The organism is Micromonospora sp. CNZ309, from assembly GCF_002846525.1.
Genome location: NZ_PJNG01000001.1, coordinates 2136350 through 2150021, shown reverse-complemented (window position 1 = coordinate 2150021; position 13672 = coordinate 2136350). Strand labels below are relative to the sequence as shown.

Sequence of the window (13672 nt, the reverse complement as noted above, 5' to 3'; positions counted from 1 at the left end):
CGGATCCCGCCCGCCGGGGTGGGATCCGGCATCGGTCGTGCCGGTCAGAACTCCCGGTACATGACGTGCAGGCCCACCCGGCCGAGGGTGGGATGCCGGAACGCGCCGGGCACCGTGCCGACCACGTCGAACCCCTCCCGCCGGTACAGCTGGACGGCGGTGACGTTGCTCGCCACCACCGCGTTGAACTGCATGCCGGCGTACCCCCGCTCACGCGCCCAGCCGACGGCGTGCCGGCACAGCGCGGTGCCCACGCCACGCCCGCGCGCCGGGCGGGCCACCATGAAGCTCGCGGTGGCGACGTGCGAGCCCGGCCCGGGACGGTTCGTGCCCATCTTCGCGGTGCCCAGCACCGCGTCGCCGTCGACCGCGACCACCGTCCGGCCGGACGCGGCCTCCACCCACATGCCGTACGCCTGCTCGGCGGTCAGCTCCGGGTCGTAGGGGAACGTCTCCTGGGCCCGGACCACCTCCTGGACGATCGGCCACACCTGGTCCCAGTCCGGCTCGCGGAACTCGCGGATGTGCATCCGGCGGATGCTAGGGGCGCCACGGCACGGCGGCAAAGCGTTTGCTCGGGGATCGCGGCATGAAAGTGCACCGCAGACACCCGCCGCAAGCCAAGCGAACGACCGCTCCGCCGCCGTGCGGGAGGCGCGTCCCCGGGTCGCACGCCCTCTCCGGATTGCCTTCTACGAACGTGCGGTTGTTGCGGCGCGCCTGCTCGTGGACGACGGCTGGTTACGCGAACGGCGCCCGAACACTACGATTCTAGGCCCGGCTCGACAAGCGTCGAGCCCGGCCGCCGAATACCTACTTGGTGTCGATGGTAAAGGTGCCGGAACTGTCAGTGGCCTGCTTCTCCAAGGCCTGCCAGGGCGTCGCGTCCAGACCGAGGACGTCGAGCAGGTAGGCGGAGATGGCGTCCGCGACGAGCGTGACGCGGGCGGGGTCCTCGTCGGTCGTCTCCTTCACGGCCTCTCCGGCGATCCCGCCCAGGGTGTGCTCGCCGTCGGCGATGCTGAGCAGCCGCTTCGGGGCCGGGCTGAGGTGATAGGCGTCGGTGAACCAGTCGGGGCCGCGGGTGGACATGGCGGACTGGTCCTTGCCCCCCGCCACCACCAGGGCCGGGATGGTCGTGGTGGAGTAGCCCGGGCGCATGAACGGCAGGTGCTCCACCGCGAACGGGGTCAGGCTGTCGCCTGTGCCGGTCGCGGCAATGAGCGCGCCGGCCTTGACCGCAGGGTGGGAGAAGTTCTCACCCGGGGTGCCGGCGGCGTCGAGGACGCGTGCACCGAGCAGCGCTCCAGTGGTCTGCGCGCCCCAGGAGTGCCCGACGATCGCGATGCGATTGTGGTCCGCGCGTGCGGGCAGGCCGCTAACCTGGTCGAGGATGTCGCCGAGGTGGTCCAGGATGGCGTGCAGGTCCGCGATGCGCACGCGCCAGATGCTGGCGAAGCGGGGGTCGTCGAAGCCGATGCGGTTACGGCGGGAGTCGAGGTGGGTGGGCTGCACGACGATGAACCCGGCGGCCGCCCACCGTCCCGTGAGGGGCTCGTAGCCGTCCATCGACCAGGCATTGCCGTGGGAGAAGACGATGATGGGCAACTTGTCGCCGTCGATGGGCGCTGTGACCTTGACCTGAAGCGGGACGCTGCGGCCGGTGGTGGGCACGGTGAGTGGCTTTACCGAGACGAACTGGCGGTCGAGTGGTGTAGGCATGAGTGTCTCCGCGACTGGTCGTGTGGGTTTGCTAGCTTTGACGGAACGTCGTTCCGCAACCCTAGCGGAACAATGTTCCGCGAACCAGGAGGTTGCGTTGTCCGACACACTCGGTGTGCGCCAGGCAGGCGCACGCCGCAGCCGCGAGGCGGTGCTGACGGCGGCGGCCGCGGCGTTCGTCGAGCAGGGTGTGCAGGCCCCCGTCCGCGACATCGCCGGTCGTGCGGGTGTGGGGGTCGGAACGGTCTACCGGCATTTCCCGACGAGGGCGGATTTGGTGAGTGCCGTTTATCGTCATCAGGTCGACGACTGCACGGCTCTGGCCGCGCAGCTGCGGCGGCAGCCGATCCCGGCCGTCGACGCTCTGGATCGGTGGGTGGCGGCCTTTGTGGACTTTCTGGTGACCAAGCACGGTCTCAGCGTCGCCTTGGGCTCGGAGGACCCGAGTCTGGCCAATCTCCACGCGCTGGTACTCGACGAGCTCGTCCCAGCGTGCGAGACGCTGCTGGCGGCGAGCCAGGAGGCCGGGGAGATCGACCGGCAGATCACCGCGTACACGCTGCTGCGAGGCATCGGTAACCTGTGCATCCTCGGGCCGGACTACGACAGGGACGACGCCAGGCGGATGGTCGCCCGCCTCCTGGCCGGGTGCCGCACACGTGGCTCCACCACTTCCGGACCCGACGCGGCGCGAGCTGCACAGCGCCCGGATTTCTGCTAGGTAGGTGCCGTCTGAAATCGGGATCTGCAGCGCCATCTACGTCCGCTGCCACGAACTCTCATCGGCACGACCGCGCACCGGACGCTCCCGCCGACCTGTTCCGTACGGTGACACCAGGTCAGCGGCAAATCGGGACGTCTGGCCTTGGCACCTCGACTGGCAGCTGCGGCGAGGTCAGGCGGAACCGAGGAGGTCCCACCGGTTGCCGGCGATGTCGAGGAAGACCGCGACCCGGCCATAGGGCTCGGCCCGTGGCTCCCGGACGAAGGTGACACCGGCCTCGGCCATCCGCCGGTAAGCGGCGTCGAAGTCGTCGACTCGGAGGAAGAACCCGACTCGGCCGGCTACCTGGTTGCCGATTGCGGCACGTTGGTGTTCTCCGTAACCGCGAGCGAGGAGAATTCCGGTCTGGGCACCCGGTGGCCGGACGACGACCCACCGCTTGGGCTGCCCGTCAGTGGTCAGCGATGGGAAATCCTCGACGAGGTCGAAGCCGAGTACGTCGGTGAAGAACGCGATCGCGGGGTCGTACTCGTCAACGATCAGGGCAACCAAGTCGATCTCCACCACGGCAGCGTACGCAGGGTCCCGTCGTGCTCGCCGCCCGCACGCCGACAGCGGCAGATGAGGATGCCGTTCACGCGTTTAGCACGGTGAGCCACTCGGCGGTCCGGGGGCGGTAGCCATGTCGGTCCGCGAGTCCCCGCACGATCGCTGGAACGTGACCGGCACCGTAGACGACGGCGACGTCGATCCGTTCCGACGAACGCGTACGGATCAGTTCGGACAGCGTGGCAAGCACCCGCTCATCCCGGTCGCCGCCAAACGTGCGCTCAAAATGCCCAGTGAACTCGTCGTCCGAGTACATCTCGTCCTTCGCGCTGGGCAAGTCGTTCAACTCGACCTCAGGGGAGAGCAGCCGTCGCGTGCCCCCGAAGAACTGAGCGACGGCCACGATCGGAATGACACACCACATCAAAAGCCGGTATCGCAGCGGCACGGCCCGCCAGCCCTGAGCGAACTCCGCCGTGGTGACATCGGGGTTGATCAGCTCGACGCCGAGCGACCGGTACTTGATGTTGTCGGCCACAAGTCCGGAACGCTTGTTGGCGGGCAGGACGCGGTAGGTGAGCGTGATGGCCCACGTTAGTACCGAGCGTCCGCCGATGCCTTCGACGATGAGCAGGTCACACTGCCGAAGCCGCTGCGCCACCGCCGCGTAGAACTCCGGGCTCGCCACATGGAGCATGGGAAACAGCACGAACTGCAACTGGCTGCCGGGGCGCCGAAGGCGCAGCACCGCAGAGCGGGTCCCAATGATGCTGTGCTCGATGATCTGCATGCCCGCCCACCTGACGTCTGCCGGCGCTGAGCTTCAGAAGGTAGGCCTGGAGCGCAAGGCGGACGCGCTCACATCGTGGCCAGATCACATGGTCCGAGTGCTCCGCAGCATCCCGCCCTGGCGCCTGGTGAGCGGGGCCCACTACTCACACTAGCCAGTACCTCGCGTGCCAGAATCCGGCATGACGATTCGCCGTGCCGTGCCCGATATCACAACCGCCGATCCGGCCGTGAGCAGCGGCTTCTACCAACTTCTGGGCTTCGGCGAGGAGATGAACCTGGGCTGGGTGGTCAACTTGGTCTCACCGTTCGACCCCACCGCCCAGGTCATCCTCATCACCAAAGATGCAGCGGCTTCCGTAAACCCGGACCTCAGCGTGGAGGTCGCTGACGTCGACGCCGTCTACGAGGCGGTACGCGCGACGGGCGCAGAGATCGTGCACCCGATTACCGACGAGCAGTGGGGTGTCCGGCGCTTCTTCGTCCGCGACCCGGACGGCAATGTGGTCAACGTCGTCAGCCACCGCTGACTGGCAGAAGGGCCAACGGCCTACCGTCCCGACAAGTCCCTGGAGTCAGGCGAGCTGGTGACTTGTGCGGAGGTTCTCTACCGTGCCTGACGTGCCGCGTGACTTCTGGTTCACCCACCCTGAGGTGTGGACCCGGACCGTCACGAACGCTTGCGCCGCTTCGTGACGTCCGCCCTCGTGCACGCTCACGTCTCAGCATGATCAAGTGGGTGCCATCGGGATAGTGAACCCTCGCACCCGCTGCCGGACCGGCGGGGCTCGCCGCCGCCGGGGCTGTCGTCGGCCGGCGGCTGACAGGCTAGTTTGCCTGAATGAGTCTCCTCGATGACGTCGCGAGCCGTGACAGTTGGCGATGCTGGGTGTGCGACGAGCCGGTCGACCCCGACATGTCGGTGAACGACCCGCGTGGTCCCAGCGTCGACAGCCGTACCGCCGACAGGAAGGCCAAGGTCGCCGAGCGACTCGCGCACCGGGCCTGCAACACCCGCAAGGGCGCGGTCAAGGTGGTCATCGCCTGGCCGGACCATCTGCACGTGGTGGAGCCCGCGCCACTGATCACCGTCGCCGAGCGACTCGAACGCAAGGGCGGCCGCGAGCTGGTCGCCCGCTGTCCGAGCAGGAAGGACGCCCAGGAGGCGGCGGACTGGCTGGTCGACCGGTTTTCCCGGCTGGTCCCCGGGCTGCCGATGACCGCGAGCGTCGACGCGGGCGGCGGACAGTACCTCGTCGCCCTGGCCGCCGGCCGTCGCTGACCGGTGGCCCTGGTCGGCGGGTCGTCGCCGACCAGGGCCAAATCCGTGAGCGTCCGGCAGCCCGGGGTCGAGCCGCCACCAGCGCTGCTGCGCACCGCGCCCACCGGCCGTCTCCAGCCGGTGGCGTCGGCGGCGACCAGCTGATCAGAAGGGGGGTGCGTCCTCGCCCATCAACGCCAGCACGACGCCTCCCTTCCCGCTCTTGAGGCCCTGGACCACGACCTTGCCGGTGCTGCCGTCGGGCAGCTCCAACGTGAAGGTCTTCCCGACCGCGTTCTTGGGGCCGTTGCCGGCGCTGTTGGCGGGTCGGAAATCGCCCGCCCACGGCGGGGTCCCGCCCCTGCGGGCGGGCTCGGCGAAGAGTGCGGCGGTGCCGGGGGTCCGGGTGCCGTCGGAGGAGAGGAGCACTGAGGCGCTGCGATAGGTAGCCATATGCGGCAAGGCTATCCCGGACTGTGCCCGTTCGCGCCACCACAACGGCCGGGTACCGCGAACGGCTTTGGAAACGACCCCGTGACTTCGTCTCACCCGTCGTGCCGCATCCTGGACCTCGCTTTCTCCGAAGATGGTGTCGTATCGGGGCGTGGCCGTTCGTGGAACCAGTGTGCGGCGGCCGGCTGGGCCGCCGGACACGACGAGCCGGGCAAGGAACTCGTCCGGGACCGAGAGGAGACGACCATGACGGAGTACCTGATCACCTTCAACGACGAGTGGGTGCCCCCACACACGGCGGAGGAGATCCGCGAGAAGGGCAGGGCCGGCCGGGCCGTGATCGCGGACATGCAGGCCGAGGGCGTCCTGATCTTCAGCAACGGCGGACTCGACCGGTCCACCGCGGTGTGCAGCGTCGAAGCGGTCGACGGCACGCCCGTCTTCACCGACGGGCCGTACGTCGAGACCAAGGAGCACCTCGGCGGCTTCGCCGTCGTGGACGTGCCCGACGACGAGGCGGCGCGATACTGGGCCGGAAGGCTAGCGACCGCGCTCGACTGGCCGCAGGAGGTGCACCGGTTCCGAGGTCCGGGGGAGGCCCGGCGTGACGGCTCCGGGGAGAAGTGAGCGCGGTGCCCCGATACCTGCTGTCCGTCTACGGACCGGCCGAGCCCACCGAGTTCGGCGCCTATCCCTCCCGCGAGGCCATGCTGCGGGCGTTCGCCGACACCGGCGCCTTCAACGAGAGGCTTCAGCGCGACGGTCACCTCGTCTTCGCCGACGGCCTGGAGCCCGCGACGACCGCCACCACCGTCGACGGGCAGGGCGGGAGGCCGGCCTTCACCGACGGGCCCTACCTGGAGACGAAGGAGCACCTCGGGGGCTTCTGGGTCATCGAGGCGGCCGACCTCGACGTGGCTCTGGCGCTTGCCGCCGAGGGGTCGAGGGCGTGCCGCGGCAGGGTCGAGGTGCGTCCCTTCCGAACCGGGGAATCCGTCCGAGCGCTGCTGGCGCCATGACCGATCCCACCGTCGGGCGGGCGATCACCCGTGCCCACCACGAGGAGTGGGCGCGGCTGGTCGCCGGCCTCGCGCGCCGTTTCGACGATCTCGACGTCGCCGAGGAGGCGACGGCCGAAGCGTTCGCGGCGGCCGCGGAGCGGTGGCCGCGCGAGGGCGTACCGTCCAATCCCGGCGGTTGGCTCGCCACCACCGCGACCCGCAAGGCGATCGACCGGCTCCGTCGCGAATCACAGCGCGACGCCAAACACCAGGCGGCCCGGATGGTGTACGACGACACCCCTGCTGAGCCGACCGGCCCGGTCGAGGACGACCGGCTCAGACTCATCTTCACCTGCTGCCATCCCGCGCTCGCGATGGAGGCCCGGGTCGCGCTCACCCTGCGCCTGCTCGGCGGCCTCACCGTGCCCGAGATCGCCCGCGCCTTCCTGGTGCAGGAGACCACCCTGGCGCAACGGATCACCCGCGCCAAGGCGAAGATCAAGGCGGCACACATCCCCTACCGGGTGCCCTCGGCCGACGACATCCGCGAGCGCCTCGCCGGCGTCCTCGCCGTCGTCTACCTCATCTTCAACGAGGGCTATCTCGCCAGCGAGGGGGACGCCGCGGTGCGCGTCGACCTCACCGACGAGGCGATCCGCCTCGGCCGCCTGCTCCGGACCCTCCTCCCGGACGACGGCGAGGTGGCCGGCCTGCTCGCCCTGATGCTCCTCACCGACGCCCGGCGGCCGGCGCGCGTGTCCCGCACCGGGGAACTGGTGGTCCTCGCCGAGCAGGACCGGGGCGCGTGGGACCGCACCCTCATCGCCGAGGGCAACGCCCTTCTCCGCGAGCGGGTCGAGGCGGTGGCGAGCGGCGGCGACCCACCCGGGCGCTACCAGCTACAGGCCGCGATCAACGCGGTCCACACCGACGCCCCGTCCGCCCGGGACACCGACTGGTCCACCATCGTCGCCCTCTACGGCCGCATGTCGCTGCTCGACCCCTCACCGATCGTGCGGCTCAACCGGGCGGTCGCGGTCGCCGAGGTCGACGGCCCCGGGGTCGGGCTCGCCGAGATCGACCGGCTCGCCGAGGCCCTCGACGGCTACCACGCCTTCCACGCCGCGCGCGCCGACCTGCTGCGGCGACTCGGGCGCGGCGGCGAGTCGCGCACGGCGTACGACCGGGCCATCGGTCTCGCCGGCAACCCCGCCGAGCGGGCCTACCTCACCCGCCGCCGCGACCAGCTCGCCGGCTGACTCCCACGTGGAGCCAGCGCGTCGACCGGAGCGCGGCAGGGGGTGGTAGTGGCTCGACGTCCGTGGCAGGATCGCGCTCCCGACCCCTGCCGCGACGCCGAGGAGACAGCCTGGTGAAGGCCGACCACTACGACAGTTTCGCCGAGCGCTACAGCGCGGACAACGAGTCCAACCTGATCAACGGCTACTACGAGCGGCCCGCGATGATCGGGCTCGCCGGGGACGTGACCGGCCGGCGGATCCTCGACGCCGGCTGCGGTTCGGGTCCCCTGTCCGCGGCGCTTCGCGCGCGAGGGGCCGTCGTGACCGGCTTCGACTCCAGCCGCGCGATGGTCGAGCTGGCCCGACGGCGGCTGGGCGGGGACGCCACGCTGCTGGTGGCCGACCTCAGCGGGCCGCTGCCCTTCGCCGACGGTGCGTTCGACGACGTCGTCGCTTCCCTGGTCCTGCACTACCTGGAGGACTGGACCGCGCCCCTGGCCGAGCTGCGACGGGTCCTGAGGCCGGGGGGTCGCCTCATCCTGTCCGTGAACCACCCGATGGTCTACACGGCGGTGCACCCGGACGCCGACTACTTCGCCCTCGCGCGGTGGTCGGAGGAGTACACCTTCGACGGGCACACCGCGGAGCTGACCTACTGGCACCGGCCGCTGCACGCGATGACGGCTGCGTTCACCGACGCGGGCTTCCGCCTCTCGGTCGTCAGCGAACCGCCCATGTCTCCCGAGACCCCGCGCGAGATCCTGCCGCCACATCTCGTGGACCGCACCACGTTCATCTGCTTCATCTTCTTCGTCCTCGAAGCGCACTGAACCCGGGCCGGTCCGCCGCCGCACGCCACCACCGGCCTTCCCCTCCCGGGCCTGCGCCGACGGTGCCACACGCGCGGTCGGTGGCTCAGCCGAGGCGCACGTGGGCCGGCCGTTCGGGCCGGCCAGCGCCAGCGCCAGCGCCGGTGCCGGTGCCGTCGAGCGTCGTGCCGACCGGGACGGCGGGCCGGGCCGGTACGACGGGCGCGTCCCGGCCGGTGCCCCGGTGGCCGTCCCCGTCGTGGCTCGACTCCTCGTGGTAGTCCTGCTCCACGTTGACCGACCACACGTCGTGCCGGGTGCCGCAGGCGATGTTCTCGGCGGTGAGCATCGCCGTCAGCATCGAGTGGTCCTGGTTGTTGTAGCGGTGCATGCCGTTGCGGCCCACCGGGTGCACGTTGGGCACCTCGCGCGCCAGCCAGTCCCGGATCACGTCGACGTTGTGCTGGTAGCGCTCGTCGTAGACCGGGTACGCCTTCGGCATCCGCACCACGTACCCGGCCTCGACCACCCCCGGCCGGACCAGGCCGAGCAGCTCCAGTTCGGCCGTCGCGGCGGCGACCAGTTCGGCGTCCGGGGTACGCCAGGTCTCGTCGTCCTCGAACACGAAGTACTCCAGGCCGAGGCAGGTGCGCCCGTCCTTGACCAGGTGCGGCGACCAGGAGCCGAAGTTCTGGATCCGGCCGACCTTCACCGCCGGGTCGTGCACGTAGATCCAGTTGTCGGGGAACGAGAACTCCGCCGGCACCACCAGCGCGACGGTCAGGAAGTCCCGGTACCGCAGGTCGGCCGCGGCGGCCAGCACCTCCGGCGGGGCCGCCGGGCGCAGCGCGGCGACCAGCTCGGAGATCGGCATCGAGGAGACGACATGCTCCGCCGGCTCGGTGCGCCGCCCGCCGGCCCCGTCGACGGTCACGGCGACGGCCCGGCGCCGCTCCGGGTCCCGGTGCACGGCGGTGACCCAGGTGCCGGTGTCCACGCGGCCGCCGCGCCGGCTGACCTCCTCGGCGCACCGCTCCCACATCATGCCCGGGCCGAGCTTCGGGTACTGGAACTCCTCGATCAGGCTCGTCACGTCCTTGCGGTTGCGCCGGGGCAGCACCGCGTTGCGCACGGCCTTCGCCAGCGACAGGTTCTTGATCCGCTGCGCCGCCCAGTCGGCCTGCAACCGGTCGGCCGGCATCCCCCAGACCTTCTCGGTGTACGTCTTGAAGAACATCGAGTACAGCCGCCAGCCGAACCGGGCCGAGACCCAGCCCTCGAAGTGCGACTGGTCCTTCGGCGGGCGCAGCCGGGCCCGCGCGTACGAGCCCATGCACAGCATGGCCTCCCGTACGCCGAGGTTGCGCAGGGCGTTCGCCGCGCTCAGCGGGTAGTCGAACAGGGCCCCCCGGTAGTAGATCCGGCTCATCCGGGGTCGCAGCAGGAAGTCCTCGTCGGGCAGGATCTCGTGCCAGAACTCCTCGACCCGGGCCACCTTCGTGAAGAACCGGTGCCCGCCGATGTCGAAGCGCCACCCGTCGCGCTCGACGGTGCGGCTGATCCCGCCCACCACCTCGTCGGCCTCGAACACCCGCACCGGGCTGTCCCGCCGCAGCAGCTCGTACGCCGCCGTCAGGCCCGCCGGCCCCGCGCCGATGACCACCGTGCCGCGCTCCTCGCCCATGCCCGTCGCCCCCTGCTTCCGCCTCCCGGAGGCGGCCCGCTTACCCGGCGGCGGCCGGAATTCACCCCGGATTCCCGTCCGTCCCCGCCAGCCGGACCGTCGGCGGCGATCCGGCCCCGCTCACCGCGGCGGCAGGCGCCGGGCCGCCGTGCGTTCCCGCGACGTCCCGTCTCGGCCCCGCCGTCCCGTCGCCCCGCCGCTCGTCGCCAGGCGCGCGGGCGCGGCGACGTGTCAACGGGGTCGGAACGGGGATGTGGCACCGGGGCGGACGGCCGGATCGGGAGACGCGTGATGGACAGTGGGCGGGCCGTCGCGCAGCGGCGGTGGCGCGCGGTGTCGGCGCGCGGGCTCGAACTGCGGCGGGCGGCGGCGCGGGCCGCCGGGCGGGTGCCGGCGCCCTGGCTGTACGTCGTCGGCGTCTTCCTCGGCACGAAGATCGTCCTCAGCGTCGTCGGGGTGCTCGCGCTGAGCGCCTTCGACGAGGTCCCCTGGGCGCCCCCGCCGGACGAGACGACGATGCGTGAGCAGCAGCGCGCGGTCTCTGGGCACCGCGCGCTCGCGCTCTGGTTCGCCTGGGACTCCTTCCTCTACGACCACCTGGCGCAGCTCCCGCTCGACGAGCCGTGGCGCGACTTCGGCTTCCCGCTGCTCTATCCGTTCCTGGCCCGCCCGCTGGCCCCGCTGCTGGGCGGGGACACCGCGCTGGCACTGCTGCTCGTGGCCAACGTCGCGTTCCTGCTGATGCTCTTCTACGCCCACCGGCTGGGCGAGCGGCTGCTCGGCGACGACGCCGCCGCCCGCCGGTTCGTCCGCTACCTGGTGCTGCTGCCGGCCGGGTTCCTCTTCCAGGCGGCGCTGACCGAGTCGCTGTTCCTCTGCCTCGCGCTCGCGACCTTCCACTACGCCGAGCGGCGGCGCTGGCTGCTCGTGGGCGTGGTCGGCTTCTTCCTGGCCTTGAGCCGTTCGGTGGGGTTCTTCGTCGTGCTCCCGCTGGCCCTGGTACTGCTGCGCCAGCACGGCTACCGGCTGGGTCCGCGCGCCTGGTGGGGTACGTGCGCGCGGGCTGGCCGCTGGCGCTGCTGCCCGCCGGTTGGCTGACCTTCATGGCGTTCTGCCGGTGGCAGAGCGGCGACTGGTTCGCCTACAAGCACGCCCAGGAGAAGGGCTGGGGCATCCGCGTGCAGAACCCGCTGGCGGTGCTCTGGCACGGCCTCACCGACAGTCCGCCCCGCGACGCCCTGCGGGTGTGGGGCGCCGTGCTGGTGCTGGTGGTGCTGGTCGCGGGCGCCCGCCGGCTCGGGCTGCCCTACCTCGTGTACGGGCTGACCATGGTCATGGTGCCGCTGTCGATGGGTCCACCGGTGTACAAGAGCCTGCTGCGTTACCTGATCGCCGTCTTCCCGGTCGGCCTCGTGCTGGCCCGCTGGGCCCGCCACGCCGGCGCCGACGCCTGGCTGACCGCCGCCCTGGCCCTGCTCCAGGGCGCGCTCTTCGTCACCTGGCTCGCCTACTGGACCCACTTCATCATCTGAGCCCGACTACGCCTGCTGCCCGCCCGCCGGGGCGTCCAGCGTACGGGCGGCGACCGCGCGCACCAGCTCCTCTGACAGCGCGGTCGACACCAGCGCCAGCCGACTCGCGTCGGCCTGCACGTCGGCCTGTGCGACCGCCATGCTCTGGGACTCCAGGGCCGGATCGACCTCATGCATCGCCGTCGCCCCCGAGGCGAAGCGCCGGAGCGCCACCAGGATGGCCGCGGCCTCGCCGGCGGCGTCGGCACGCTCGCGGCTCCAGCCTGCCGCCACCGCCCGCTGCCGGGCCGCGCCCGCCACGGACTCGTCGAGCGGGCCCAAGGTACGCAGGCCGTCGCTGATCTCGACGCAGCGGCGGTAGAGCCGTTCGCCCAGGCGCCACGCCCACCGGGAGTCGGCCTCCGGCCGGCGCGGGGGATGCAGGGCGATGGTCGGCATCGCCCGGTACAGCAGGTACCACAACGCGTGCAGGTCGCGGTGCGTCGCGTACCTGCGCGGCCAGGCGCGGAGGCCGTCGGCCGCCTTGCGTACCGTCGCCAGCACGAAGCTGGCCCCGATCAGCGACACCGACAGCATGATCAGCGTCTGCGTCGCGGCCGGCTCGGCCCACGGTGGCGCCACACCGGCCAGCTTGAGGCAGATGAACAGGGCCTTGTGCGCGACGAACCCCGCGCCGAAGGCGGCACCGGCGCTGAGCAGCCGCATGCTGGTCCTCAGCCGGGCGCCGGCGTAGCGCGCGTATCCGGCGGACACCCGCAGGATGTCCACGACCGTCACTCCGAGGCAGGTCAGGAACGCGAGCATGTAGACGCCGACCGGGGGCAGGTCGCCGTACCGCTCGGCGAAGTGCAGGGGCTCGGACTCGGGGAAGTCGGCCCGCGAGAACGCCGCGACCATCACGCCGAACGCGACGGCGAGGAAGACGCCTCGCCGCACCATCAGCCGGCGTGCCCGCCCCGGGTCGCCCAGGTGCAGGAAGAGGAACTGGATCGCCGCCGCGGCGAGCAGCGCCGAGCCGTGCTCCACCAGCTTGGCGAGATTGGGTACGCCCGACACGCGGTCGATCAGGCTGTGCACCGGGGCCCACCCGGCGGTGACGGCCACCCCCATCCCCAGGCAGATCCCCGCGCTCGCCAGGATCCTGGGGTTCGCCGGGTCTCGACCCAACGCCCTGAGCTTCACCAGGAACGCCACCGCGGCGACGAATGCGGCGACGAGATGACCGACCGTGACGAGCATGCGGATCTCCCGCCTAGTCCGTCAACGTCGCGGCGATGCGGTGCATGACGGCGGCCGTGACGCCGCCCAGCTCGTCGAAGGCCACGGCCTCGCCGCCGCCGTCGAGCCGTGCCCCCAGGTACGTCGCCAGCAACTCCGCGTCGTGCTCCTGCTGCTCGTCGAACGTGGCCGGGGAACGGGCGAGCACCCCGTGCGCAGCCGCCGTCTCACCCGCCGCGCCGGACGCCACCGCCCGCGCGGTGTGCCGCAGGGCGATGTGCATCAGCTCGTGCAGGATCGTCTGGACGCGCAGCACGGGCGGCGCGTCGCGGCTGAACAGGACGTAGTCGGTCCCGGAGGTCGCCACCCGCAGCCCGCAGGGCCCGGCCCGCCCGTCGACGCTCATCGCGGCGAGTTGGATGCGCCGGCCGCGCGTGGTCTCGAGCGCGGACACGAGGCCCCGCACCGTCAGCGGCGTCGGCAGGTCCACGTCGAGCTGGCGCAACAACCGCTGTCTCCGACGCCGCCGGTGCCACATCGCCTGCCGTCACCCTCCCGCCGGGCCGCCAGCCCGAGAGACCCCCGTGTCGTGTCACCCGCCCCACCGCGTCCACCCCGGACGGTCGACGCTCGTGCCGGCCGCGACGGCGCAGGTGCGGGCAGCATAGCCAAGCGCGACGACACTGTGA

General features: G+C 71.5%; 17 protein-coding genes. 9 read left to right on the top strand and 8 right to left on the bottom strand.

What is annotated here, in order from left to right:
* Positions 1-44: 44 nt before the first annotated feature.
* Both CLT72_RS08710 and CLT72_RS08705 read right to left on the bottom strand, forming a co-directional pair.
* Entirely contained in the window at positions 45-530 is a 486-nt protein-coding gene (locus CLT72_RS08710; RefSeq protein ID WP_101410663.1) for a GNAT family N-acetyltransferase, read from the bottom strand.
* A 283-nt stretch (positions 531-813) separates the two neighbouring features.
* Positions 814-1722 carry an alpha/beta hydrolase family protein gene (locus CLT72_RS08705; RefSeq protein WP_101410661.1) on the bottom strand — a complete coding sequence of 303 codons (909 nt, stop codon included), beginning with the start codon at positions 1720-1722 and terminating at the stop codon, positions 814-816.
* Between the two features lie 97 nt (positions 1723-1819).
* On the opposite strand from CLT72_RS08705, the gene CLT72_RS08700 reads away from it, so the two are divergent.
* Positions 1820-2443 carry a TetR/AcrR family transcriptional regulator gene (locus CLT72_RS08700; RefSeq protein WP_250100917.1) on the top strand — a complete coding sequence of 208 codons (624 nt, stop codon included), beginning with the start codon at positions 1820-1822 and terminating at the stop codon, positions 2441-2443.
* Positions 2444-2617: 174 nt separating this feature from the next.
* Here CLT72_RS08700 and CLT72_RS08695 read toward each other — a convergent pair whose 3' ends face one another.
* Both CLT72_RS08695 and CLT72_RS08690 read right to left on the bottom strand, forming a co-directional pair.
* Complete coding sequence (locus tag CLT72_RS08695; RefSeq protein WP_101410657.1) at positions 2618-3013, bottom strand: VOC family protein; 396 nt, start codon at positions 3011-3013, stop codon at positions 2618-2620.
* A gap of 67 nt (positions 3014-3080) precedes the next feature.
* The gene (locus tag CLT72_RS08690; RefSeq protein ID WP_101410655.1) at positions 3081-3785 is read right to left on the bottom strand and encodes a hypothetical protein; all 705 of its coding nucleotides are present in this window, start codon (positions 3783-3785) and stop codon (positions 3081-3083) included.
* A 181-nt stretch (positions 3786-3966) separates the two neighbouring features.
* Between CLT72_RS08690 and CLT72_RS08685 the strand changes: the two genes are divergently transcribed.
* Positions 3967-4314 (top strand): VOC family protein, encoded by a 348-nt coding sequence (locus CLT72_RS08685; protein ID WP_101410653.1) that lies wholly within the window; start codon positions 3967-3969, stop codon positions 4312-4314.
* A gap of 311 nt (positions 4315-4625) precedes the next feature.
* Positions 4626-5066 (top strand): hypothetical protein, encoded by a 441-nt coding sequence (locus tag CLT72_RS08680; protein ID WP_101410651.1) that lies wholly within the window; start codon positions 4626-4628, stop codon positions 5064-5066.
* 144 nt (positions 5067-5210) lie between these two features.
* Here CLT72_RS08680 and CLT72_RS08675 read toward each other — a convergent pair whose 3' ends face one another.
* Positions 5211-5498 carry a hypothetical protein gene (locus tag CLT72_RS08675; protein ID WP_231926050.1) on the bottom strand — a complete coding sequence of 96 codons (288 nt, stop codon included), beginning with the start codon at positions 5496-5498 and terminating at the stop codon, positions 5211-5213.
* 246 nt (positions 5499-5744) lie between these two features.
* Here CLT72_RS08675 and CLT72_RS08670 point away from each other — a divergent pair, with 246 nt between their 5' ends.
* The 4 genes from CLT72_RS08670 to CLT72_RS08655 all read left to right on the top strand — a co-directional run bounded on the left by CLT72_RS08670 (position 5745) and on the right by CLT72_RS08655 (position 8570).
* Positions 5745-6125 carry a YciI family protein gene (locus tag CLT72_RS08670; RefSeq protein WP_101410649.1) on the top strand — a complete coding sequence of 127 codons (381 nt, stop codon included), beginning with the start codon at positions 5745-5747 and terminating at the stop codon, positions 6123-6125.
* 80 nt (positions 6126-6205) lie between these two features.
* Positions 6206-6517: a YciI family protein gene (locus tag CLT72_RS08665; RefSeq protein ID WP_199184722.1), complete on the top strand. Its 312-nt coding sequence runs from the start codon at positions 6206-6208 to the stop codon at positions 6515-6517.
* Positions 6514-7758: an RNA polymerase sigma factor gene (locus CLT72_RS08660; protein WP_101410645.1), complete on the top strand. Its 1245-nt coding sequence runs from the start codon at positions 6514-6516 to the stop codon at positions 7756-7758. The genes CLT72_RS08665 and CLT72_RS08660 overlap by 4 nt, the downstream gene beginning before the upstream one ends.
* 113 nt (positions 7759-7871) lie before the next feature.
* Positions 7872-8570: a class I SAM-dependent methyltransferase gene (locus CLT72_RS08655; protein ID WP_101410643.1), complete on the top strand. Its 699-nt coding sequence runs from the start codon at positions 7872-7874 to the stop codon at positions 8568-8570.
* Positions 8571-8655: 85 nt separating this feature from the next.
* Here CLT72_RS08655 and CLT72_RS08650 read toward each other — a convergent pair whose 3' ends face one another.
* Positions 8656-10233: an NAD(P)/FAD-dependent oxidoreductase gene (locus tag CLT72_RS08650; protein WP_101410641.1), complete on the bottom strand. Its 1578-nt coding sequence runs from the start codon at positions 10231-10233 to the stop codon at positions 8656-8658.
* A gap of 291 nt (positions 10234-10524) precedes the next feature.
* Between CLT72_RS08650 and CLT72_RS32570 the strand changes: the two genes are divergently transcribed.
* Positions 10525-11331 carry a hypothetical protein gene (locus CLT72_RS32570; RefSeq protein WP_486484200.1) on the top strand — a complete coding sequence of 269 codons (807 nt, stop codon included), beginning with the start codon at positions 10525-10527 and terminating at the stop codon, positions 11329-11331.
* A complete protein-coding gene (locus CLT72_RS32565) occupies positions 11286-11765 on the top strand; it encodes a hypothetical protein (RefSeq protein WP_486484199.1) in 480 nt (159 codons plus the stop codon). The genes CLT72_RS32570 and CLT72_RS32565 overlap by 46 nt, the downstream gene beginning before the upstream one ends.
* A gap of 6 nt (positions 11766-11771) precedes the next feature.
* Here CLT72_RS32565 and CLT72_RS08640 read toward each other — a convergent pair whose 3' ends face one another.
* Positions 11772-13004, bottom strand: coding sequence for an MAB_1171c family putative transporter (locus CLT72_RS08640; RefSeq protein WP_101410639.1), 1233 nt, complete (start codon positions 13002-13004; stop codon positions 11772-11774).
* Positions 13005-13017: 13 nt separating this feature from the next.
* Positions 13018-13491, bottom strand: coding sequence for an ImmA/IrrE family metallo-endopeptidase (locus tag CLT72_RS08635; RefSeq protein ID WP_101410637.1), 474 nt, complete (start codon positions 13489-13491; stop codon positions 13018-13020).
* Positions 13492-13672: the final 181 nt, after the last annotated feature.